Origin of the sequence: Chryseobacterium sp. KLBC 52, from assembly GCF_003347605.1 — a bacterium.
GTDB lineage: Bacteria > Bacteroidota > Bacteroidia > Flavobacteriales > Weeksellaceae > Chryseobacterium.
This window is the reverse complement of the sequence record NZ_QDFZ01000018.1, coordinates 88,411-109,087: the sequence shown is the minus strand read 5'-3', so window position 1 is coordinate 109,087 and position 20,677 is coordinate 88,411. Positions and strand designations below refer to the sequence as shown.

Sequence of the window (20,677 nt, the reverse complement as noted above, 5' to 3'; positions counted from 1 at the left end):
TTTGTATTATTTGGTTTTTGTTGAGGTTGTCATAGGAAGATCTATACCCATTCCTGGTTTCAACTGATCATTAACCAGTACCGGAAGTTTTCCCCATATTTTTGTTTTTCCGTTGAAAGCATCCGCAGTTGCATTCATAGAATCATCATTGTTTTCATACGAAACGAGAACGGTTGAAACTTTTGAGATGTCAATATCCTTTAAGGCATAAGCACTTCCGAATACATTCAGAATGACATTTTGATTTTTGGTAAGATCAGAAAGTACTCTTTTAGATTCTGCTGAAATTTTATAAGGTTTATAAGCCGTAGAATTATCTTTATGGAAACCTACGATAACTGTAGATCCTGCCGGAATAGTTTTAATTTCCCCAGCTTTTTTAATGATAATATTATTTCCCAATCTGTTGGCGAAAGTCTGGTAAGGAGCTTCTTCAAGAGGAACATAATAAATCTGTTTTCCTGTAAGAGGCAGTAATTTCTTTTCGTCTTTTAATAAAGTCAGTGCATTGGAATAAAGATTCTGTACCAATTGGGTATGAGAATTATTATTCAAGTCAGTATTGATATTTTCAGGATTTTTAGGAGTATATTGAGTTAATCCAAGGAAATATTTGGTTAAAAGGATTTTTTTCACACTTTCCTCTACTCTGGATTGAGAAATTTCTCCTTTATCAATTGCTTTCTGAATCAGTTTTTTACCTTCAGAAACACCTTGTGAGAAAAGCATGATATCATTTCCTGCTTTAAAGGCCATTGCATCCAGTTCACCAGGTTGGTATTTATTGGCTACAGCGCCCATATTTAATGCATCAGTGATGATTAAACCTTTGTAACCCAGCTTATCTTTCAGTAATCCTGTAATAATATTTTTAGAAACAGAAGCGGGAATTCCTTTTTCTGATTCTAAGCTTGGAACATATAGGTGGGCAACCATTATCCCTCCGATTCCTTTATTCATTAATGCCTTAAATGGTGCCAGTTCCACGGTGTTAAGTCTGTCAATATTGTGAGAAACTACAGGGAGATCAAGGTGAGAATCTGTGCTGGTATCTCCGTGACCCGGGAAGTGTTTAATCGCAGCTAAGATATTATTATCCTGAAGACCATTGGAGTAGGATAGGGCAGAGGTGATTACATTATTCACTTCAGAGCCGAAGCTTCTGTTCCCGATAATCGGATTATCAGGGTTGGTATTGACATCCACTACAGGGGCAAAATCCCAGTTGATTCCCATTCTTTTGCAATCCTCTGCAATTTTTGCAGCCATCTGATACACAAGATTTTTATCCTGAATAGCACCTAATGTCATGGCCCATGGAAATTTGTGAGCGGTGGCAATTCTCTGGTATATTCCCCATTCTGCGTCCATACCGATCATCAAAGGAACTTTAGACTTTTGCTGAAATTCATTCACCAGGTTTATTTCCCTAGCTGCATCATCCTGCATTAAAATCAGACCGCCTATTTTATCATTCGTAACGATATTTCTTATCTCGCTGATATACTCTTCTCCTCTGTTGGTATACAATGCCACAATAAAAAGCTGTCCTAGTTTTTCATCCTGAGAAAGATTTTTATAGGTTTTATCAACCCATTCCTGAGCTTTTTTTACCTCTTCCTTAGTAGCATTTTTTGGCTGATACTGGGCTTTCACCTTAGGGCTTATCAATGCAGCAATAAAGAGTGAAGTGTATAATAATTTCTTCATGACTTTTTGAATAAGAACAAAAATACAATTAAAAAAGTGAGGAAAACAAAGTTTTTGAAATTTTTGGTATATGATTTGAATACGCAATATAAATAATAACTAAACTTTACTAAAAATGAAAAAAATACTTCTTTTCTTATTCCTGGGGGCTGTAGGTTTTACTGCTTATAGCTGTGATAATAGTGATGATACTGTAGTACAGGGAACAGATTACGATACCATAAACCAATCATTTGATATATCTCCTACTTTTACAAGAGTTAATGACAATCTTTACAGATGGAGTGATGATTTTAACAAGCCATTGATACAATCTGATATGGTGCTTATCTATATGCAGATTGGAATGGATGGAGATTCTCCAGTATGGAAGCTTTTACCATATACTTATTATGTAGGGAATGCCAATAATGATGCTGTAGATTATATTTATGAATTCAGTAAATATGCTGCTACCATTAATATTAATTCCAGCAATACATTCAGCTTAACAGCTAACCCATCATACTATCAGAATAAAAAATTCAGAGTTCTTATTCTTCCTGCAAACGGAACAGGAACAGGTGGTGCAAAAATGGCTAAAGGTACTGGTGTAGATTATAATGATTATAAGAGTGTAATCAAATATTATAATATCGACGAGTCTAAAATCAAGACTAAATAATTTAGAAATATCTTTTCAGTTTTTTATAATTAAAAAAGTCCCGGGAGAATATCTTCCGGGGCTTTTGATTTATTATTAAAGGTAAGGAAGATATTGAGAAATTAAGCGTTTTATGAAGTGTTTTTTGACTCAATATAATCTCTTCCCGAACCAGATATTCAGAAGGTAATTTGTGGTTTGTATGAGCCCGAAAAGGTCAATAAAAAGCCTCAGAAATTTCTGAGGCTTTTCTTTTATTTAGTTATCATTGTCATCCAGAAGATGTCCAAAAAAGTCTTTTTTTGTCTGCAGATAACCTTTGCTTATTTCATTGGCAGGAATCTGTAGCGGTACTCTTGAATTAAGGTGAATATTGCTGTCTACAACATATTTTACCTTTTCAGGATTATTGGTGAGAAGGTTGATATCTTTTACATCCAATAGATTCAGGATTTCAATGGCTACGCCAAAGTTTCTGTCGTCCGCAGGAAGTCCCAGTTCAAGATTAGCCTGTACAGTGTCCAGACCTTTTTCCTGCAGGGAGTATGCCTTCAGTTTATTGATGATCCCGATGTTCCTTCCTTCCTGGCGAAGGTAGATGATAATCCCACCGTTTTCATGGATATATTTCATTGCAGCATCCAATTGTTGGCCGCATTCACATTTTTTTGAATGGAAAACTTCTCCGGTAATACATTCTGAATGGAAACGAACATTGACCGGTTTTGAAAAATCTGTATTTTCAGCAACAATGGCCATATGCGGCATCCAGTCGTTTTCGTTTTCGGAGAAAGCGATCATTCGGAAAGTGCCGTGCTCTGTGGGAACATTGGCTTCCGCCTGAATTTTAATCATTGATAGTTCAATTAGTTTTTAACTTCCTGGCAAAGTATCTTCAATAACAGAAATATTGGTTTTTAAACGCACCAGATATCTGTTCAGCACTTCATCGTCGTCTCTGTCAAGATTTTGCCTTAGCTTTTGAATTTTTTTGTATGATTTTTCGAAGCTTTTAAGGGCTCTGCCTTTTCCTGCAGAATTGCTGGCATCAATAGCATATAAATAATTCTGAAGACTGTATTTCAAGCTGGTGATCTCGTCATTTAATCCATTGTTTTTAAACTTGGGAAAAGTAGAGATCATGTTTGAAATTTCAGAAGCATTTACATTCTGTTTGATATTGATATTAAAATTCTTCTTAGAGCTTCTGTCTGAATCAGACCCTTTAGCATCACTGTAAAAATTATTTGACAACGGAGAAAGATTGAGCTTCTCCGATGCGCAGGAAGATGTTAATATGATAAGTACTCCAAAGAAAAATAGTCGTTTCATTTTTGTTGCCCTTTTTGATAAAGGATTGGGTTAAGACTTTCATCGTTGTACATTTTCATTTGTTTGTACACTTTCATCTTAACGTTACCGTTTTCAATATCAGTAAGCAACTGATCTATAGAAGTTGATAGGTCTTCTTTCTGAGTAAGCAGAACATCCAGTTTAGCCTGGCAGTTGTTTCTGTGTTCTTCAGAAGCCGATTCTCTATTAGCTTCTAACGACATATGATAAACCTTTAATGCAAGAATTGATAGCCTGTCTACTGCCCAAGCGGGAGTTTCTGTATTTATTTTTGCTTCAGGTTTAGGAGTTATATTTTCAAACTTATTAAGAAACCAGCTGTCAATATATTCTACCAGATCAGTTCTTTTCTGATTGGAGGCGTCTATTGTTCTCTTCAGTTGAAGAGCGTCTGCCGGATCAATATTTTCATCTCTAATTATATCTTCCAAATGCCATTGAACGGTATCAATCCAGTTCTTTGCATACAAAATCCGTTCCAAACTATCTTTTTCGAACGGGTTATTAATTAGAGTGTTAACGTCATCAGACACGTGATAGTCTTCAATAGCTTGATTGAAGACTTTCCATGCAGTCTCGGTAAATTTCATTAATTCTGCGGAATTTTAGTTGCTGGAAGAATTGTTATTGTTGGATGCCGATTTATTTTCAGAACCAGGTTTATCTTCTTCTTTTACTGCATCTTTAAATTCCTTGATTCCTGAACCTACTCCTCTCATTAATTCCGGAATTTTCTTTCCTCCAAAAAGTAATACCAAAAGTATTGCTACGATAAGGATGTGCTGCCAAGATAAGGCAAGTATTGTTAGTGTATTCATCTCTTAAAATTTTTGCAAAGTTACACTTTTTTTAATATGAAATCCAACCTAATGGATCAACTGGTGTACTTCCGTTCCATACTTGGAAATCAAGGGTATAAGCGCCATCAAAATCCTGAGCTATTGTACCTACCGGAGTTCCTGATGAAACCTGCTGTCCTTTGGAAACGCTTACATTTCCTAAGTTGGAATAAATGGTAAAATAACTTCCGTGTTTGATGATCACAGTCTTTGTTCCGTCATTGTTGGCGAGAACTGAAGATACTGATCCCGGGAACACTGATTTTGCGCGTGTACCTGAAGGAACGGAAATTTTAATCCCGTTATTTTCTTCAGTAATATTTTTGAAAACAGGGTGTGGCTGTCTTCCGAAACGGTGAGTGATTTGTCCGGCTCTGTCTGCAGGATAACCAAGTCTTCCTCTGTTATCTGCAAAACTGCTTCCTGTAGCGGTGGAAACTCCGTAGCTTGTCATGGCTTTGGTCTCTGCTGCCTTTTTCTCCTCTTCTTTTCTTTTTGTAAGAGCTGCTTCTGCTGCTCTTGCCGCCGCCAATTTATCAGCGGCTTCTTTAGCTCTTGCATTGGCCTCATCCGAAGCTTTTTTAGCGGCTACTCTTCTGGCTTCATCTCTGGCATTGGCTTCTGCTTTTGCTGCTTCTTCATTACGTTTTCTTTCTTCTTCCGCTCTTTTTGCTGCAAGATCTGCTGCTCTTTTGGCTTCTGCTTCTGCAAGTCTTCTTTCCCTTTCAAGGGCCTCTGCTCTTGCCTTGGCTTCCGCTTCAATTCTTGCTTTTTCTCTTTCAGCAGCTAGTTTTGCCAAACGTATTTTTTCTGCTTCCGCTTTCTTTCTGGCTTCTTCTTCTGCTTTGGCAATTCTTATTTCTTCTGCAATAATAGCTCTGATCTGTCCTTCCAATGCTTTAGACTGAACTTGTTTTTGCTTAAGTTCAGCGGTCAGTTTAGATTCGTTTTTCTTGAAATCAGCAACCAATTGCTCCTTTTGAGCTCTCTCGGCATTGATGGTTGCCAGGTCTTTTTGTTGGTTAACCAATAGAGTTTCCTTCGCTTTTACAGAGTTTTGTTTCTGAGCGATGGTTTTTTTGATGAGATTAGCGGCATCTGTGATTTCAGCTGCTTTTTTATCCTGGTAGTCCGAGTATTGCTTCAGATATTGAACTCTTCGTATGGCTTCTCCTAAATTTTTAGCAGAAAGTATAAACGTTACTTTGTTCTGTACTCCTTTGTTTTTATAAGCATTCACCAAAACTTCAGCATAGTTTTTTCTTAAAACAGCCAGTTCTTTATTCTGACGGTTGATTTCCAGCTGACGTAAATAGATATCATCTTCAATGAATCTTTTTTCTTTCTGCGTATTATTATAAACCTTTTCTCTTAAAACCAATTTTTGGTTGACATTAGAGAGATAGGCTACGGAAAGTTTAGATTCACTTCTGGTTTTGGCTAAATCGGTATTTATTTGTGCAATTTGTTTTTTAAGTTCGGCATTCTGCTTTTGCAGCTGTTCTTTGGTCTGCTGTCCATGGTGCAGTCCGAACATCAAAACACCTATTAAAAAGCTAAATTTTCTAATCATTTAATCTCAATTTTCTTATAACTGGATGGTACAGAATAAGGTGTTTCCATCCTCGAAAAGTCAAATTTCGTATTTTCCAGTAAAATCTGACTAGATTTTGAGCCTTTTATAATTATTTTAACATTTTTTGGAAGGCGAATTCCTTCGTATTCATTCCAGTCACTGTAAGAAACCTCCAGTTCGTCTGACGATAGAATATCTTTTAAATTGACAGCGAGTAAATCGTAATTTGTATCATACTGGAGAGCCACTTTATACTCTCTGTTTTTTTCATCCGTTACTATTTTCTGGTTGGTATTGGAAATCATTTTAAATCCCTGTGCATTTTGTGTCAGGTCAAACTGTCTGTCGTTAATTTTTACGAAAGTTCTTCCCAGCAATATTTTTTCCAATGATTTATAATCAATGAAATTAACATTCAGCATATTATTAAGATAATCAAAGTCGGAATCTATATAGGTTTTATTGATTTTATCCTGTCCTTTTATCCCTTCCGGTGTAGCAATACCTCTTGCTGCATTGATGAACAAGGCTCTGAGATTCATCCACACCTTTTTATCATTTTCAATATAAATGGTTGCATCCAGTGTAGGAACATAGCTTCCGGTCTCTACCCTTACTTTGCTGTCTATTTTGATTTGATCAAATTTTGGTGGGATCAATACATGTTCGTAAAAAGTGAGCTTATCCCGCACCGGTTCATTGACATCTTTTGGGCTTCCTTCATCTTTTGTAGTATTAATGCTGTCACGGGTCTGATCTGTACCACTTTGAGCAGTGTTACGGGTCTTACAGGATGATAGGGCAAGAATCAGTAAAAGAAAAGGGATCCAGTTTTTCATGTATTTATCTTTAATTAAAAATACGTTGCAATATTAACGCCAAACCACACAAAATCTTTTGTGTGGCTTGATGATATGATGTTTATATAAATATTTTCTATTCTTATTTAGATAAAAAATCTAAAACGGAATAATCTCCTAAAGAAATTTCTCTGGCAACTCCGAAATACTGTGCAGAATTACCGATCATAGAATTGGAAAGATTTCCATGGTTGATTCTTGTATTTTCCTGAATAAGAGAGTTTTCGATATTAGAGTTTACAACAGTTGTGTTGTTTCCTAATGAAACTCCAGGGCCTACTTTTGAATTGGATATTTTCACATTTTCTCCAATAAAGCAAGGTTGAATAATCAGAGAGTTTTCAATCACAGCCGAAGCCGGATAATTCTTCATTTCCTCTTTTTCATATTCAAGGATTTTGCTGTTGGTTTCTACTGTAGCATTTTTGTTACCGCAATCCATCCAGTCGTTTACTTTTCCAAGGGTAAATTTCGCTCCTTTAGCTCTAAGGTTTTCAAGAGCTGTTGTCAATTGATATTCACCACCATTTTTAATATCATTATCCATGATATAATTGATTTCTTCCATCAGCTTTTCAGCGCTGTTGAAATAATAAATACCAATAATGGCAAGATCCGAAACGTACGTTGTTGGCTTTTCAACAAAGTCGGTAATGAAACCGTAATTATCCAGTTTTACAACCCCGAAAGCCGATGGATCTTCAACACTTTTCACCCAGATTACTCCGTCAGAATTTTTGTCCAACTGGAAGTCTGCACGGAAAAGAGTGTCTGCAAAAGCAATAACGATATCACCCTGCATAGACTGTTCCGCACATTTAATGGCATGAGCGGTTCCAAGAGGATCGTTTTGATAATATATGCTTCCTTTTGCTCCCAGCTTTTCAGCAATCTGAATAAGGGATCTTTCGATCTCAGGGCCAAAATCTCCGATGATAAAAGCTACCTCTTCAATATTTTCTCCTGCAACTTTAGCAATATCCTCTACCAATCTCTGAACGATCGGTTTTCCAGCAATAGGAATAAGAGGTTTTGGAACTGTCAGTGTATGTGGACGTAATCTGGAACCACGTCCAGCCATAGGCACAATAATTTTCATAAATTATATGTATAAAAGATGTTTTGTTAGTTGTTTTTGATATTTAGGTTAAAGATAATAATTAAAACCTTTGGAAAAGTATGATTTATATCTTTTTAAATAATTGTTTAAATTAACAATAGGTTGGTGTACAAGCAAAATAAAGACCAAAGTTTAATTCTTCCTGATTCTTGATAAAATCAGGTTTTTTTCAGAATAAATCAAAATTCCTGTAAAGATCAAAAAGAGTAAATTACTGGTAATAATATTATAATTGAGAAACTTTACAATGATGAAACTGAAGATACCAAGCAGCAATAGAAAGAAAGACATTTTCTTCATTCTGTAGGGAATAGGATAATATTTTTGACCTAAGAGATAGGAAACGATCATCATAACAACGTAAGCACCAAAAGTAGCCCATGCAGATCCTATCATGCTGTGATAGTAATTTAAAGCAAGGAGATTAAGTCCTATATTAATTCCTGCTCCGAGCCATGAAATGACAGTTCCCATACTGGTTCTGTCTGTTACCTTATACCATGTTGAAAAGTTATAGTATATTCCAAAGCAAAGATTGGCAATAACAATAATCGGAATAATATCTATAGCGATCCAATAAGACTTATTAGGAATAAAAACTGTTTTCAGCCATGATATATTCGCAATGATTCCCAATGCTACAGCACAGGCGAAAAAGGCAAAATATTCTGCAACTTTGGCGTAAGTTTTTTTCGCATCTCCTTTATCCATTTGTTTAAAGAAGAAAGGTTCAATACCCATTCTGTAAGCGGTAACAAATAATGTCATCAGTACAGCAAGTTTATAGCATCCTCCATAAGCTCCGGCTTCTTCATCTGAAATATGATTTCTCTGGATAGACTTATCAAAATTTTCATTAATCATAAAAGCAAAACCTGCCAGCATCAGCGGAAAGGAATATTTGATCATGCGCTTAAACAAAGAGGTTACAAACTGGAATCTTACCTTTAATATGATAGGAAATAATAATAAGAAGCCCAGCGCACTTCCTGCCAGGTTACTAAAGAAAGGATAGTCAACATTTTGGTCTAATCCCATGCTTTTTGATATACCTGCCGGAATCCAAAAGAATAAAGCTGCGGTAAAAACAGCCTGAAATATAGACTGAACAATTCTTACAGCAGAATATTTAATGGGTTTATTATGGAAACGCAGCCATGCAAAAGGAATCACCAACAGATTATCAAAAAAGGCAATCAGGGCAAACCATCTGATGTATTCAGGGTTATCGTGGTATCCTGCATAATCAGCAATCGGTTGATTGAACAAATAGCACAATGCAAGGAAAAGAGTGGACGTAGAAAATAAAAACCAGAATGAGGTATTGAAGGTTTTTTTCTCATTATCCTCTTCGGCTGAAAATCTGAAATATGCTGTTTCAAAACCAAAAGAAAGGATAATGTTCACAAATGAGATCCACGCATAAAGCTGGGTGAAAATCGCAAAACCTTCATTGGGAATCTTATAGATCAAAAGTGGATTAAGGATAAATAGAATGATTCTTGGCGCTATTGCTCCTACTCCGTAGATGATTGTTTGTCCTAATAGTTTCTTGTACAAAGCCGAATTTTTTTTGCAAATGTAAAACTTTAAGCATTCGTTTTGCGATTTTGGGGTGAATTAAAACTTAAAATCTTAATTTTACAGCGAAATAAATTGAAATGAAAGTTCTTATAAAAAACGTAAATATCGTTAACGAAGGAAAAGTCTTTGAAAGTGATATCCTGATAGAAAATGATTTGATTTCTAAAATAGCGGCAGGTATTTCTGAAGATGCGGATCAGGTTATAGATGGCTCAGGAAAGTATCTTCTTCCCGGAGTAATAGATGACCAGGTGCATTTCCGTGAGCCGGGACTTACCCATAAAGGAGACATTGAAAGCGAATCAAGATCTGCCATAGCTGGTGGAATAACCAGTTTTATAGATCAGCCCAATACTGTTCCCAATGCAGTTACCCAGGAGTTACTGGCAGATAAATATGAGATTGCTTCTCAAAAGGCATATGCCAACTACGGTTTTATGATGGGCGGAACGAATGATAATCTGGAGGAAGTTTTGAAAACAAATCCTAGAAATGTTCCCGGAATTAAGTTGTTTTTAGGTTCATCTACAGGAAATATGCTTGTGGATAATCCGGAAACACTGGAGAATATTTTCAGTAATACCAAAATGCTGATTGCCGTTCACTGTGAAGATGAAGCTACCATCAGAGCCAATACTCAGAAATATATGGATGAATACGGGGATGATATACCTGTAAAATTCCATCACCTGATCAGAAGTGAAGAAGCATGTTATAAGTCTTCATCCAAAGCTATTGAACTTGCCAAAAAAACGGGAGCTAGACTTCACGTTTTCCATCTTTCAACAGCAAAGGAAATGGAACTTTTCCGAAATGATATTCCCTTAAAAGATAAAAAAATTACTGCTGAGGTTTGTGTTCATCACCTTACTTTTACCAATGAGGATTATGAAACAAGAGGAGGTCTTATCAAATGGAATCCGGCGGTAAAAACCCAGAAAGATAAAGATGCCCTTTGGGAAGCATTATTGGATGACAGAATTGATGTGATTGCTACAGATCATGCGCCACATACTGCAGAAGAGAAAAATAATGTATATACAAAATGCCCTTCAGGAGCACCTTTGGTGCAGCATTCACTGGTGGTGATGCTTGAAAACTATAAGAACGGTAAAATATCGCTTGAGAAAATCGTTGAAAAGATGGCTCATAATCCAGCAATCCTTTTCAAAGTTGAAAAAAGAGGTTTTGTAAGAGAAGGGTATAAAGCGGATCTTGTTTTAGTAGATTTAAATCAGGATTGGACGGTTTCCAAAGACAATTTACTATACAAATGTGGCTGGAGTCCACTGGAAGGAATGAATTTCCACTCTAAAGTTACCCATACTTTTGTCAATGGACATCTGGTTTATGATAATGGTACAATTGCTGAGGGAAAATTCGGAGAAAGATTGCTTTTTGAACCAAGAGATTAATAAAATATTATTAGGATAAATCAATAGGAGCGGGCTTTAGCCCGCTCTCTTATTTTATATCTTCCATTGGCTTCAGCCAAAACTTATTCTTAGTTCTCGCAGATGTAGGAGATTACGCAGATTTTTTTACCCAATCATCTGCTCAATCCGTATTATCTGCGAGAATAGATTTATTCATTATTTATTTCTTCGCTTTACTCCCCATATAAAAAGTAAGTTTCCCGCCATTCATAATATCAGAATGCTTCAATGTAAAGTTTTTAATCTCTTTTCCATTCAAAAGAACCTTCTGTATATATACATTTTTCGGACTTTGATTGATCGCTTCGATTTCAAAAGTTTTTCCGTTTTCCAGATTCAATACAGCGTTATCAATCGCAGGGCTGCCGATAGCATAATCTTCAGAACAGGGAGCTACAGGATAAAAACCTAATGAACTTAAAATATACCATGCACTCATTTGCCCGGCATCATCATTTCCGCCCAGCCCGTCCGGTGTTGCTTTGTATTGCATTTCCAGAATACGACGGATTTGTGCCTGTGCTTTCCATGGCTGTCCGGCCCAGTTGTAGAAATAAGCAACATGGTGAGCAGGTTCATTTCCGTGAACATATCCACCGATAATTCCTTCCCTCGTAATATCTTCAGTGTCTGCAAAGAATTCATCAGGTAAATGCATGGTGAACAGTTCGTCCAGTTTGGATGCAAATTTCTTCTTTCCACCCATCATCGTGATCAGCTCATCAGGATTTTGTGGAACAAAGAAACTGTAGTTCCACGAGTTACCTTCAATAAAACCTTGTCCATGAGTACTTAGCACATCAAAATCTTTCTTAAAGCTTCCATCTGCCAGACGTGGACGCATAAACCCGATGGTTTTGTCAAAATTATTTTTCCAGTTTTCAGATCGTTTGATAAACTGATTATAAATTTCTGTTTTGTTTAAATACTTTGCCAGTTGAGCAATCGCCCAGTCATCATAGGCATATTCTAATGTATTGGAAACTGAAGTCCCATTTTTCTCGGCAGGAATATATCCAAGATCAATGTATTGTCCGATGCCTTCATAATTTCTTTTATTAGCTGTTTCTATACATGCTTTCAAAGCTTCTTCAGGATCACCCGTATAATTTCCTTTAATAATAGCATCAGCCACTACACTTACACTGTGATAACCGCTCATACACCAGTTGTCATTGGCGTAATGTGACCAGATCGGCAGCATTTTCATAGAAAACTGATTGTAATGAGCCATCATTGATTTTACCATGTCGCCATTTCGTTTAGGCTGGATGATATTAAAAAATGGATGGAGTGTACGGTAAGTATCCCAAAGAGAGAACGTTGTATAATTGGTAAAGCCATCCGCTTTGTGAACATTCTGATCCAACCCTTTATATTCTCCATTAACGTCCATATAAGTGGTAGGATTAATGAAGGTATGATACATTGCTGTATAGAAATTCGTTTTTTCTGTGTCCGAGCCTTTTATAACAATTTTATTTAATTCCTTATTCCAGTTGTCCTGGGCTTGTATTTTAGCCTGATCGAAGGTTATATTTCCTGCTTCTTTTTCCAGATTTTCCAGGGCATTGGCCTGGCTTACCGGAGAAATGGCCAATTTTACTTCAATAGCTTCATTTTCATTGGTATCAAAATCAAAATACATTTTCAGGTTCTTGCCTGCGATTTCCGGGAAATTCTGATTTTGGTCAAATTTTCGCCAAAACCCTTTATAAACTTGCTTTTCATCGAAATTTTGCTGGCCGTAAGATTTAAAAGGTTTTGAAAACTTCATGGCGAAATAAACCGTCCTGGTTCTTGCCCAGCCGTTGGTCTGCCGGTAGCCTGTGATGGTATTTCCGTTTTCTACACGAACGTATGTCCAGACATTTTTACCGTCATAATTATAAATACCGGCCATCAGATCCAGAATAATATGAGACTGGTCAGATTTCGGGAAAGTATAACGGTGAATTCCTACTCTTGGTGTTGCCGTCAGTTCTGCAAGGATATTGTGATCATCCAGTTTTACTTTGTAATATCCGGCTTCTGCTGTTTCGTTCTGGTGTGAAAATCTGCTTCTGTAGCCGCTTTCAGGATTAGCTGCTGTTCCGGGATTTAACTGAAGTTTTCCTACGGTAGGCATCACCAGAAAATCTCCCAGATCAGAATGTCCTGTTCCGCTGAAATGGGTAGAGCTGAAACCTACAATGGTTTTATCTTCATAACGGTAGCCGGCGCAGTATTTATACACCTCACCATTATACTTTCCGTTAAGTTCATATGAGATGGAGTCTGTTTCAGGGCTTAGCTGTACGGCACCAAAAGGAACAGTGGCTCCCGGATACGTATGTCCCATCTTTTCGGTTCCGATAAGTGGGTTGACATATTGGATTAATTTTTCAAATTTTTGAGCCTTAAACTGTGTACTTACACATAAAAGAAATAGAAAAACAGTAGATCTGTGATTTTTCATTAATGATCAATTTTCAAAGTTTAAAATTAATTAAAATCATCATTTGCTGTTGTGTTTTAAAGTAATTAAGGGCTATTTATTCTTTTTCAGAAAATCGGAAACCTATTCCGTGGAGGTTTTCTATTAAAACATTTTGCTCTTCAGCCAGTACTTTTCGTAATCGGGAAATAAATACATCGAGGCTTCGTCCCATAAAATAATCATCATCTCCCCAGATGGCCCTCAGAATTTCCTGTCTTTTGACTACCAGGTTTTTGTGGCGGATAAAATATAAAAGGAGATCAGATTCTCTTTGGGTAAGGGTAACACTGTTTTCTATGCCTTGGAGGGTGTAATTTTTAGGATCAAAATCATATTTCCCAACTTTATATTTGAGCAGAGAAGTATCTGTTTTCTTTGTGCGCTTAAGGAAAACTTCAATTTTCAGCATCAGTTCTTCAATACTGAAAGGCTTTACCAGATAATCATCAGCCCCTATTTTAAGGCCTTTGATTCTGTCTTCTTTTAAAGCTTTTGCAGAGATAAAAATAATCGGAACCTCAGCATTTTTACTACGGATTCGCTGTGCTACCTCAAATCCGTTCATGCCGGGCATCATGATATCCAGCAGACAAATATCGAAATCCTGACTGTTAAATGCTTCCCATGCAGATTCACCATCAGAATAACAACTGATATCATAATAACTTTCCAGGCTGTCTTCCACCAGAAAAGCTATTGTTTTGTCATCTTCGGCATATAAAATTTTAGATTTCTCCATACTTATACATGATTAATTTGAAAACGGGAAGAAGAGTGTTGTAGTAATTCCTTTGTCCTCATTATTCTCCACAGAAATTTTCCAGTGATGCTGTTGAACGACTTTTTTTACATAAAATAATCCCAGTCCGAAACCATTTACTTCTTCGCTTCTTTTGGTATGTACCCGATAAAATTTTTCAAAAATATGAGGAATATTTTTAGCGGGAATTCCCATTCCGTTGTCTTTAAACTTTAAATATAAGCCTTTTGAATCTTTATAGGCTGAAATTTTGATCACAGGATTTGTTTCACAATACTTGATGGAATTATCCAGCAGGTTGTAAATGATATTGGTAAAGTGAAATTCATCTGCCATTACGGAAGTACTGTTTTCAATATCGATCTCAATGCTGAGGTCCTTGTTTTTATGCTGCACATTGTCTGCAATTTCCTGAATAAAAGGAAGAAGCAGAATTTTTTGAGGTTTTAATGAAAGCCCGGCCGCATCGTTCTTCGCAATATTCAATATTTTCTCGATATGGCTATTGAGCTTGTGACTTTGATTGATAATAATGGAAGTATAGGTCTGTAGTTTAGAGTTTTCCTGTACCATTTCCTGTTTATTAAGCGCTTCCGAAGCTAAAAGTATGGAGGATAAAGGAGTCTTGAACTCATGAGTCATATTATTGATAAAATCACGCTGCAACTCCGAAAACTTCTTCTGCTGGATGATCGTATAAATAGAATATACATACACCAAAAGAATAATGATAAGGGCAAATGTAAGCAGATACCAGAATCGCAATGAACTGATCAGATAAGTGGTTTTGTCCGGGAAGCGGATGGAAAAGTAATAGATCAGATTTTTATGCTTCGGAAAATTGATCACCTTATTGCTGGGGCTTTCCTGATGCGAGGTCATGTATTTTCCATAGATCATTTTATCGCTGTGGCAATTGTATAATGCATACACATAATCTGTATTGATCTGAAAACGGGTAAATTCTGTCTTCAGATAATATTCAAGCACTACGGGGTGAAATTCATTGTTGATATTCACCACATAATAGTCATTGGCAATATTCTGTACAGGATTTTCGGTATAGAATGTTTTTCCTCCGGAGAGCTTTTCTGCAACTTCCATTAAGGCAATATTGACCTTTTGGTTAAACTTTTTATCTTCAAGATTATAAGCCTGTATCGTCCACATCAATTGTGCTATTAAAATTCCGATAATAGCAATGAACCCCAGTGTGATGATAATATTGAGCCTTTTTATTTTCATTTCCTGAAACAATATTATCCAAAAATATCTATTTATCTTTTATCATTAACAACTCATTAACAAATGTTAGACAGCGGTTAACAAGTTGTAATCACAGTCTGCTTTACATTTGCTATATCGAAAGAAAATAATCAGTTTCAAATATTAAAATGTATACTCATGAAAAAACTAAAAATTACAGCTCTTTTGGCCGTGTTGGCATTCTCTCCTTTTTATGCTAATGTATTGACTACAGACGCTCCATCCATTGTAAAAATGGTTGCAGATGCTATTAAATGGAAATCAGAATCTATTGATGTGGGAAATATTCCTCAGGGAAAACCGAAATTGATCAGATTTGAGTTTACGAATACAAGCTCAAAACCAATCATTATCCAGAATGTAGCGCCTTCTTGCGGATGTACCACTGCGGATTATACAAAAACACCTATCCAGCCTGGAAAAAAAGGATTTGTGGAAGCCAGCTATAATGCGGCGGCAGTTGGACCATTTATGAAGACGGTAAACGTTACTACCAGTGACAGCAAAACTCCTAAGACACTTTCTTTCAAAGGAGTGGTAGCTTCTTAATACATTGTTTTAACAAATGAAAAAATAGCCTGGTAATTGTTATCAGGCTATTTTCTTTTTACATAGTTGATCTATTTTAAGAATAATATAAGGAACAATTATTTGTAGCATTATTTATCAACCCATTTTAAAGGATTGCATTTCAATATTTAGTATTTTTAAGAAAAAATATTTTATGAGTCTATATACACAACCTATGCTGCGCGAAGGTGCACTAAAAGATAAAGTAGCAATTGTAACAGGAGGTGGAAGCGGCCTTGGAAAAGCGATGACCAAATACTTTCTTGAACTGGGTGCCAAAGTAGTGATTACTTCCAGAAATCTGGAAAAATTACAGGGAACAGCTAAGGAACTGGAAGAGGAAACCGGAGGTAAAGTGCTTTGTGTAGCTTGTGATGTAAGAAACTGGGATGAGGTGGAAGCGATGAAAGAAGCAACGTTGAAAGAATTCGGAAAGATTGATATTTTATTGAATAATGCTGCCGGAAACTTTATCTCTCCCACCGAAAAACTGACTCACTCTGCTTTTGACTCTATCCTTGATATTGTTTTAAAAGGAACAAAAAACTGTACCCTTTCCGTAGGAAAACACTGGATCGATTCTAAAACTCCGGGAACTGTACTGAATATTGTAACAACCTATGCATGGACGGGTTCTGCCTACGTAGTACCATCTGCCTGTGCAAAAGCCGGAGTGCTGGCGATGACAAGATCATTAGCGGTAGAATGGGCAAAATATGGAATCCGTTTCAATGCCATTGCGCCAGGACCTTTCCCAACGAAAGGAGCTTGGGACAGACTTCTTCCGGGAGACCTTCAGGAAAAATTTGATATGAAGAAAAAAGTTCCGTTGAGAAGAGTAGGAGAACATCAGGAGCTTGCCAACCTTGCGGCTTATCTGGTTTCCGATTATTCAGCGTATATGAATGGGGAAGTGGTAACCATTGATGGTGGAGAATGGCTTCAGGGAGCTGGAGAGTTCAATATGCTTGAAGCAATTCCTAAAGAAATGTGGGATGCGTTAGAAGCGATGATTAAAGCAAAAAAATCGAATTAAATTAAACTTATATTAAAAAAACTCCCGGATGTGTAACAAATCCGGGAGTTTTTTTTACCTATACACTAAATAATACTTTTTCAAATGAATTTTAAACTTCCAACCCTTGTTTCGACGCTTGCCGTGGTTCTGTTCTCAGGATCTGCCTATGCGCAGCAAACTCCGAAATATGATTACGTAGAAGCATTTAAGCCGTTCTTTTATCCGCAGACAGGTACAGCAACCCGCTCTGCAAGCGGACAGCCGGGACATGCTTATTGGCAGAATTCAGCAGATTATCATCTGAATGTCAGTCTGAATGAAGATAAAAAAGAGATTACAGGTACAGCAGAAATTACCTATACCAATAACAGCCCTGACAAATTAGGTTTTCTGTGGCTGCAGCTGGATCAGAACCTGTTTGCAAAAGATTCCAGAGGAAATGGGGTAGTTCCGCTTTCTGGAAGCCGAAATGGAGCTCATGGAGAAGAGTTTAATGGTGGCTATACCATTAAATCAGTTAAACTTGACGGTAAAAAAGAAGTAAAATATACCATTAGTGATACGAGAATGCAGATTGATCTTCCAAAGGAATTAAAAGCCAATGGTGGAGTTGCAAAAATAGAAATTGAATATTCATTTATTTCTCCTGATTATGGGTCAGACAGAATGGGAATTCAGGATACTAAAAACGGTAAAATATTTACTATCGCACAGTGGTATCCGAGAATGTGTGTATATGATGATGTCATGGGATGGAATACGCTACCTTACCTTGGAGCTTCAGAGTTTTATTTGGAATACGGGAATATTACAGCCAATATTACAGTGCCTGCCAATCAGTATGTAGTGGCATCCGGAGAACTTCTGAATGAGAAAGAAGTGTACAGCAAAGAAGAAATCAGCAGATGGAACGAGGCCAGAAACAGCGATAAAACGGTAATGATCCGTCCTGAGTCTGAAATCGGTAAAAATAAAACTTCAGGAACAAAAACCTGGAAATTTAAAATTAATCAGACAAGAGATTTTGCATGGGCATCTTCTGCAGGATTTATTTTAGATGCTGCAAAAATCAATTTACCTAGTGGAAAAAAATCTCTGGCTATTTCAGCTTATCCTGCGGAGAGTGCCGGTGATAAAGCATGGGGTAGATCTACAGAATACACAAAAGCAGCTATAGAACATTATTCCAAAAAATGGTATGAATATACCTATCCGGCGGCCACCAATGTTGCAGGGAATGAAGGTGGAATGGAATATCCGGGAATTGTTTTCTGCCATATGGATTCCAAAGGGGAAGATCTTTGGGGCGTTACCGACCACGAGTTCGGACACAACTGGTTTCCTATGATCGTAGGATCTAATGAGAGATTATTTGCCTGGATGGATGAAGGATTCAATACATTCATTAACGGACTTTCAACTGAAGCTTTCAATAAAGGAGAATATTACCGTAAACCGAATCTGGCACGATCAGGAACGTATTTGTTAACTGATAATCTTGAGCCTGTAATGGTAGGACCTGATAATATGAAAGAAAGAAGTATCGGAGCTTTGGCTTACTATAAGCCGGGAACAGGATTGGAAGTTTTAAGAGAAACAATTCTGGGCCCTGAAAAATTTGATAAAGCATTCAGAACCTATATTGACCGTTGGGCATTTAAACATCCGACGCCATGGGACTTCTTCCATACAATGGAAAACGTTTCCGGAGAAGAACTGAACTGGTTCTGGAGAGGATGGTTCTTTAATAAATGGAAAATTGATCAGTCAGTTAAGAACGTACAATATGTAAACGGAAACTTTAAAAACGGAGTTCAGATTACGGTTGAAAATATTGGCCAGCTGCCAATGCCTACAACTGTACAGATCAAATTCAAAGATGGAACTGCGCAGACAATGAAAATTCCTGTTGAAGTTTGGAAAAGAAATACTGAATGGACATTCAAGGTAGATTCCAGCAAGGAAATTGATGAGGTAAAACTGGATCCGGATTCTGTTGTCCCGGATGTTAATCTGGAAAACAACAGTAAAACGCCGGCATAGAAACGTTGAATCTATTTAAATTGCCGACTATATACAATTTTACGCCATTGTCATTCTGACGAAGGAAGAATCTCACATAAAACCTGGATTCTTTCATTTCACTCCGTTACATTCAGAATGACAGAGTGATAATAATAAGTAAGATAGCAGATTAATGTAAAATTGTATATAATTACCTTTAAATTTAACGCAAAGATTAAAATTTAATGCTGAATTTTTAAGGGAGCAAAGATGGAATCAACTTTATTGATTCTTTCTAAGCGTAAGCATATCCATACAGCTTCATCAGCAACTTTGTTGCTTTCTTAGCTTCCTTAAGAATAATAATAGTTAATATGATCTTTGCGTCTATAAAATAAATATTTGCTATATGCATTACAAAAGCCTGAACTTACCACAGTAAGTTCAGGCTTTTTATTTTTAGGGTGTTTTTCCGGGATAAGTAGAGGGGTTTCCCTACAATGTTTTGGTAGTCAGTGATATAATTTTGTCTCACAATATTAATCAAAACAAAAAACATGGAAACATTAAAATCGGTGCTTGAAGCAAGCCACGCCAAAAAAACAAAAAATGAGTTAATTGACCTTTTATCAGGAGTAGAAAAAGTTCTTACCCCGGCAGTCTATGAAAAGGTATCGGGAGTTGAAACTTCAGAACTGAGTTCATTGACGAATAAAGAATTATTAGCCATCGTAGACGAATTCAAAAAAAGCTATGATGAAAAATGGGAAAAATCTTTCTCCGGTGCATCTTCAGAAATTATGAAAATGATTGCAGGTAAAATAGCTGCTGATGAAGAAATTTTCAGAACTTCTGATGCAGCCAGCGCAGATTTTGCCGCAGAATTGGGAAGTATTGACTTTGCAACTATTATTGGCGGACCGTTGGATGCCTGTGTAAAAGCACAGTCTAATGCCTCTATTGCCACCGTAAATTTCATCAATGAAGTTGGGTTCGAACTTACAGATCCAGCCAATGCTGCCAGTCCTAAAAAACTGAGAATGGCAGAATTCAAATACAAAAAAAATATTCCGAACCCGGATTTTAAAGAAGATGAGCCGGTAAGTGCTACCAACCCAAAAACGATTCCGAATGATGTAGAAATTTCAGTGCCTTTTATTGCGCTACTGAATGTTCCGAGTTTCAGGATTGAAACCTGTGAAGTAGACTTTAATGTTAAGCTTAATTCTACATACACAAAAGACGTAAGTGATGAATTCGGGATCAATGCCGGAGTATCAGGTGGATGGGGACCTGTAAAATTTAAAGTGGATGTATCTTATAAGAGAACTTCCAGTACAGGAATCAAAGTGGAAAAAGAATATTCTCTTGGGGTAAAAGTACGTGCCACCAATGATGAAATGCCTGCAGGGCTTGAGAAAGTGCTTGGACTTCTTTCACAATAACAGATTTTACGAAA

Annotated in this window: 18 protein-coding genes; 6 read left to right on the top strand and 12 right to left on the bottom strand. The window is 36.8% G+C overall.

Going from position 1 to position 20,677, the window contains the following annotated elements:
* Window positions 1–6: 6 nt before the first annotated feature.
* Window positions 7–1,710, bottom strand: a complete 1,704-nt coding sequence (locus DDF69_RS18160) for a glycoside hydrolase family 3 protein (RefSeq protein WP_114822024.1) — start codon at window positions 1,708–1,710, stop codon at window positions 7–9.
* A gap of 115 nt (window positions 1,711–1,825) precedes the next feature.
* Here DDF69_RS18160 and DDF69_RS18155 point away from each other — a divergent pair, with 115 nt between their 5' ends.
* Window positions 1,826–2,374 carry a hypothetical protein gene (locus tag DDF69_RS18155; protein ID WP_114822023.1) on the top strand — a complete coding sequence of 183 codons (549 nt, stop codon included), beginning with the start codon at window positions 1,826–1,828 and terminating at the stop codon, window positions 2,372–2,374.
* 237 nt (window positions 2,375–2,611) lie between these two features.
* Here the strand turns inward: DDF69_RS18155 and ribA are convergent, their stop codons facing one another.
* The 8 genes from ribA to DDF69_RS18115 all read right to left on the bottom strand — a co-directional run bounded on the left by ribA (window position 2,612) and on the right by DDF69_RS18115 (window position 9,661).
* A complete protein-coding gene (gene ribA, locus DDF69_RS18150; protein WP_034695719.1) occupies window positions 2,612–3,208 on the bottom strand; it encodes a GTP cyclohydrolase II in 597 nt (198 codons plus the stop codon).
* An 18-nt stretch (window positions 3,209–3,226) separates the two neighbouring features.
* Window positions 3,227–3,685, bottom strand: coding sequence for a hypothetical protein (locus DDF69_RS18145; protein ID WP_114822022.1), 459 nt, complete (start codon window positions 3,683–3,685; stop codon window positions 3,227–3,229).
* Complete coding sequence (locus tag DDF69_RS18140) at window positions 3,682–4,296, bottom strand: DUF4254 domain-containing protein (protein ID WP_114822021.1); 615 nt, start codon at window positions 4,294–4,296, stop codon at window positions 3,682–3,684. Before DDF69_RS18140 ends, DDF69_RS18145 begins: the two co-directional genes overlap by 4 nt.
* 15 nt (window positions 4,297–4,311) lie before the next feature.
* Entirely contained in the window at window positions 4,312–4,524 is a 213-nt protein-coding gene (locus DDF69_RS18135) for a twin-arginine translocase TatA/TatE family subunit (RefSeq protein ID WP_076596910.1), read from the bottom strand.
* 31 nt (window positions 4,525–4,555) lie between these two features.
* The gene (locus tag DDF69_RS18130) at window positions 4,556–6,118 is read right to left on the bottom strand and encodes a murein hydrolase activator EnvC family protein (RefSeq protein ID WP_114822020.1); all 1,563 of its coding nucleotides are present in this window, start codon (window positions 6,116–6,118) and stop codon (window positions 4,556–4,558) included.
* Window positions 6,115–6,960: a DUF4292 domain-containing protein gene (locus tag DDF69_RS18125; protein WP_114822019.1), complete on the bottom strand. Its 846-nt coding sequence runs from the start codon at window positions 6,958–6,960 to the stop codon at window positions 6,115–6,117. Before DDF69_RS18125 ends, DDF69_RS18130 begins: the two co-directional genes overlap by 4 nt.
* Window positions 6,961–7,063: 103 nt before the next feature.
* Window positions 7,064–8,080 carry a sugar phosphate nucleotidyltransferase gene (locus tag DDF69_RS18120; protein WP_114822018.1) on the bottom strand — a complete coding sequence of 339 codons (1,017 nt, stop codon included), beginning with the start codon at window positions 8,078–8,080 and terminating at the stop codon, window positions 7,064–7,066.
* 153 nt (window positions 8,081–8,233) lie between these two features.
* Window positions 8,234–9,661 (bottom strand): oligosaccharide flippase family protein, encoded by a 1,428-nt coding sequence (locus DDF69_RS18115; RefSeq protein WP_114822017.1) that lies wholly within the window; start codon window positions 9,659–9,661, stop codon window positions 8,234–8,236.
* Between the two features lie 101 nt (window positions 9,662–9,762).
* On the opposite strand from DDF69_RS18115, the gene DDF69_RS18110 reads away from it, so the two are divergent.
* On the top strand, window positions 9,763–11,100 hold the full coding sequence (locus DDF69_RS18110; protein ID WP_114822016.1) for a dihydroorotase: 1,338 nt from the start codon (window positions 9,763–9,765) through the stop codon (window positions 11,098–11,100).
* A gap of 181 nt (window positions 11,101–11,281) precedes the next feature.
* On the opposite strand, the gene DDF69_RS18105 is transcribed toward DDF69_RS18110, so the two are convergent.
* From DDF69_RS18105 to DDF69_RS18095, 3 genes are all read right to left on the bottom strand, one after another.
* Window positions 11,282–13,579 carry a GH92 family glycosyl hydrolase gene (locus DDF69_RS18105; protein ID WP_114822015.1) on the bottom strand — a complete coding sequence of 766 codons (2,298 nt, stop codon included), beginning with the start codon at window positions 13,577–13,579 and terminating at the stop codon, window positions 11,282–11,284.
* Window positions 13,580–13,655: 76 nt separating this feature from the next.
* Window positions 13,656–14,339 carry a response regulator transcription factor gene (locus DDF69_RS18100; protein ID WP_114822014.1) on the bottom strand — a complete coding sequence of 228 codons (684 nt, stop codon included), beginning with the start codon at window positions 14,337–14,339 and terminating at the stop codon, window positions 13,656–13,658.
* Between the two features lie 12 nt (window positions 14,340–14,351).
* Window positions 14,352–15,605 carry a sensor histidine kinase gene (locus tag DDF69_RS18095; RefSeq protein WP_114822013.1) on the bottom strand — a complete coding sequence of 418 codons (1,254 nt, stop codon included), beginning with the start codon at window positions 15,603–15,605 and terminating at the stop codon, window positions 14,352–14,354.
* Between the two features lie 159 nt (window positions 15,606–15,764).
* On the opposite strand from DDF69_RS18095, the gene DDF69_RS18090 reads away from it, so the two are divergent.
* From DDF69_RS18090 to DDF69_RS18075, 4 genes are all read left to right on the top strand, one after another.
* A complete protein-coding gene (locus tag DDF69_RS18090; protein WP_114822012.1) occupies window positions 15,765–16,175 on the top strand; it encodes a DUF1573 domain-containing protein in 411 nt (136 codons plus the stop codon).
* A gap of 175 nt (window positions 16,176–16,350) precedes the next feature.
* A complete protein-coding gene (locus DDF69_RS18085; RefSeq protein ID WP_034695744.1) occupies window positions 16,351–17,232 on the top strand; it encodes an SDR family oxidoreductase in 882 nt (293 codons plus the stop codon).
* Between the two features lie 84 nt (window positions 17,233–17,316).
* Complete coding sequence (locus DDF69_RS18080) at window positions 17,317–19,257, top strand: M1 family metallopeptidase (protein ID WP_114822011.1); 1,941 nt, start codon at window positions 17,317–17,319, stop codon at window positions 19,255–19,257.
* Between the two features lie 518 nt (window positions 19,258–19,775).
* Entirely contained in the window at window positions 19,776–20,663 is an 888-nt protein-coding gene (locus tag DDF69_RS18075; RefSeq protein WP_202971506.1) for a DUF2589 domain-containing protein, read from the top strand.
* Window positions 20,664–20,677 lie beyond the last annotated feature (14 nt).

Bases quoted from the DNA above. Each gene is read 5' to 3' on its own strand.
- DDF69_RS18075 (WP_202971506.1), top strand. From the start codon at position 19,776: ATGGAAACATTAAAATCGGTGCTTGAAGCAAGCCACGCCAAAAAAACA.
- DDF69_RS18130 (WP_114822020.1), bottom strand. From the start codon at position 6,118: ATGATTAGAAAATTTAGCTTTTTAATAGGTGTTTTGATGTTCGGACTG.
- DDF69_RS18095 (WP_114822013.1), bottom strand. From the start codon at position 15,605: ATGAAAATAAAAAGGCTCAATATTATCATCACACTGGGGTTCATTGCT.
- DDF69_RS18125 (WP_114822019.1), bottom strand. From the start codon at position 6,960: ATGAAAAACTGGATCCCTTTTCTTTTACTGATTCTTGCCCTATCATCC.
- DDF69_RS18140 (WP_114822021.1), bottom strand. From the start codon at position 4,296: ATGAAATTTACCGAGACTGCATGGAAAGTCTTCAATCAAGCTATTGAA.
- DDF69_RS18120 (WP_114822018.1), bottom strand. From the start codon at position 8,080: ATGAAAATTATTGTGCCTATGGCTGGACGTGGTTCCAGATTACGTCCA.
- DDF69_RS18100 (WP_114822014.1), bottom strand. From the start codon at position 14,339: ATGGAGAAATCTAAAATTTTATATGCCGAAGATGACAAAACAATAGCT.
- DDF69_RS18090 (WP_114822012.1), top strand. From the start codon at position 15,765: ATGAAAAAACTAAAAATTACAGCTCTTTTGGCCGTGTTGGCATTCTCT.
- ribA (WP_034695719.1), bottom strand. From the start codon at position 3,208: ATGATTAAAATTCAGGCGGAAGCCAATGTTCCCACAGAGCACGGCACT.
- DDF69_RS18155 (WP_114822023.1), top strand. From the start codon at position 1,826: ATGAAAAAAATACTTCTTTTCTTATTCCTGGGGGCTGTAGGTTTTACT.
- DDF69_RS18160 (WP_114822024.1), bottom strand. From the start codon at position 1,710: ATGAAGAAATTATTATACACTTCACTCTTTATTGCTGCATTGATAAGC.
- DDF69_RS18110 (WP_114822016.1), top strand. From the start codon at position 9,763: ATGAAAGTTCTTATAAAAAACGTAAATATCGTTAACGAAGGAAAAGTC.
- DDF69_RS18145 (WP_114822022.1), bottom strand. From the start codon at position 3,685: ATGAAACGACTATTTTTCTTTGGAGTACTTATCATATTAACATCTTCC.
- DDF69_RS18080 (WP_114822011.1), top strand. From the start codon at position 17,317: ATGAATTTTAAACTTCCAACCCTTGTTTCGACGCTTGCCGTGGTTCTG.
- DDF69_RS18105 (WP_114822015.1), bottom strand. From the start codon at position 13,579: ATGAAAAATCACAGATCTACTGTTTTTCTATTTCTTTTATGTGTAAGT.
- DDF69_RS18085 (WP_034695744.1), top strand. From the start codon at position 16,351: ATGAGTCTATATACACAACCTATGCTGCGCGAAGGTGCACTAAAAGAT.
- DDF69_RS18135 (WP_076596910.1), bottom strand. From the start codon at position 4,524: ATGAATACACTAACAATACTTGCCTTATCTTGGCAGCACATCCTTATC.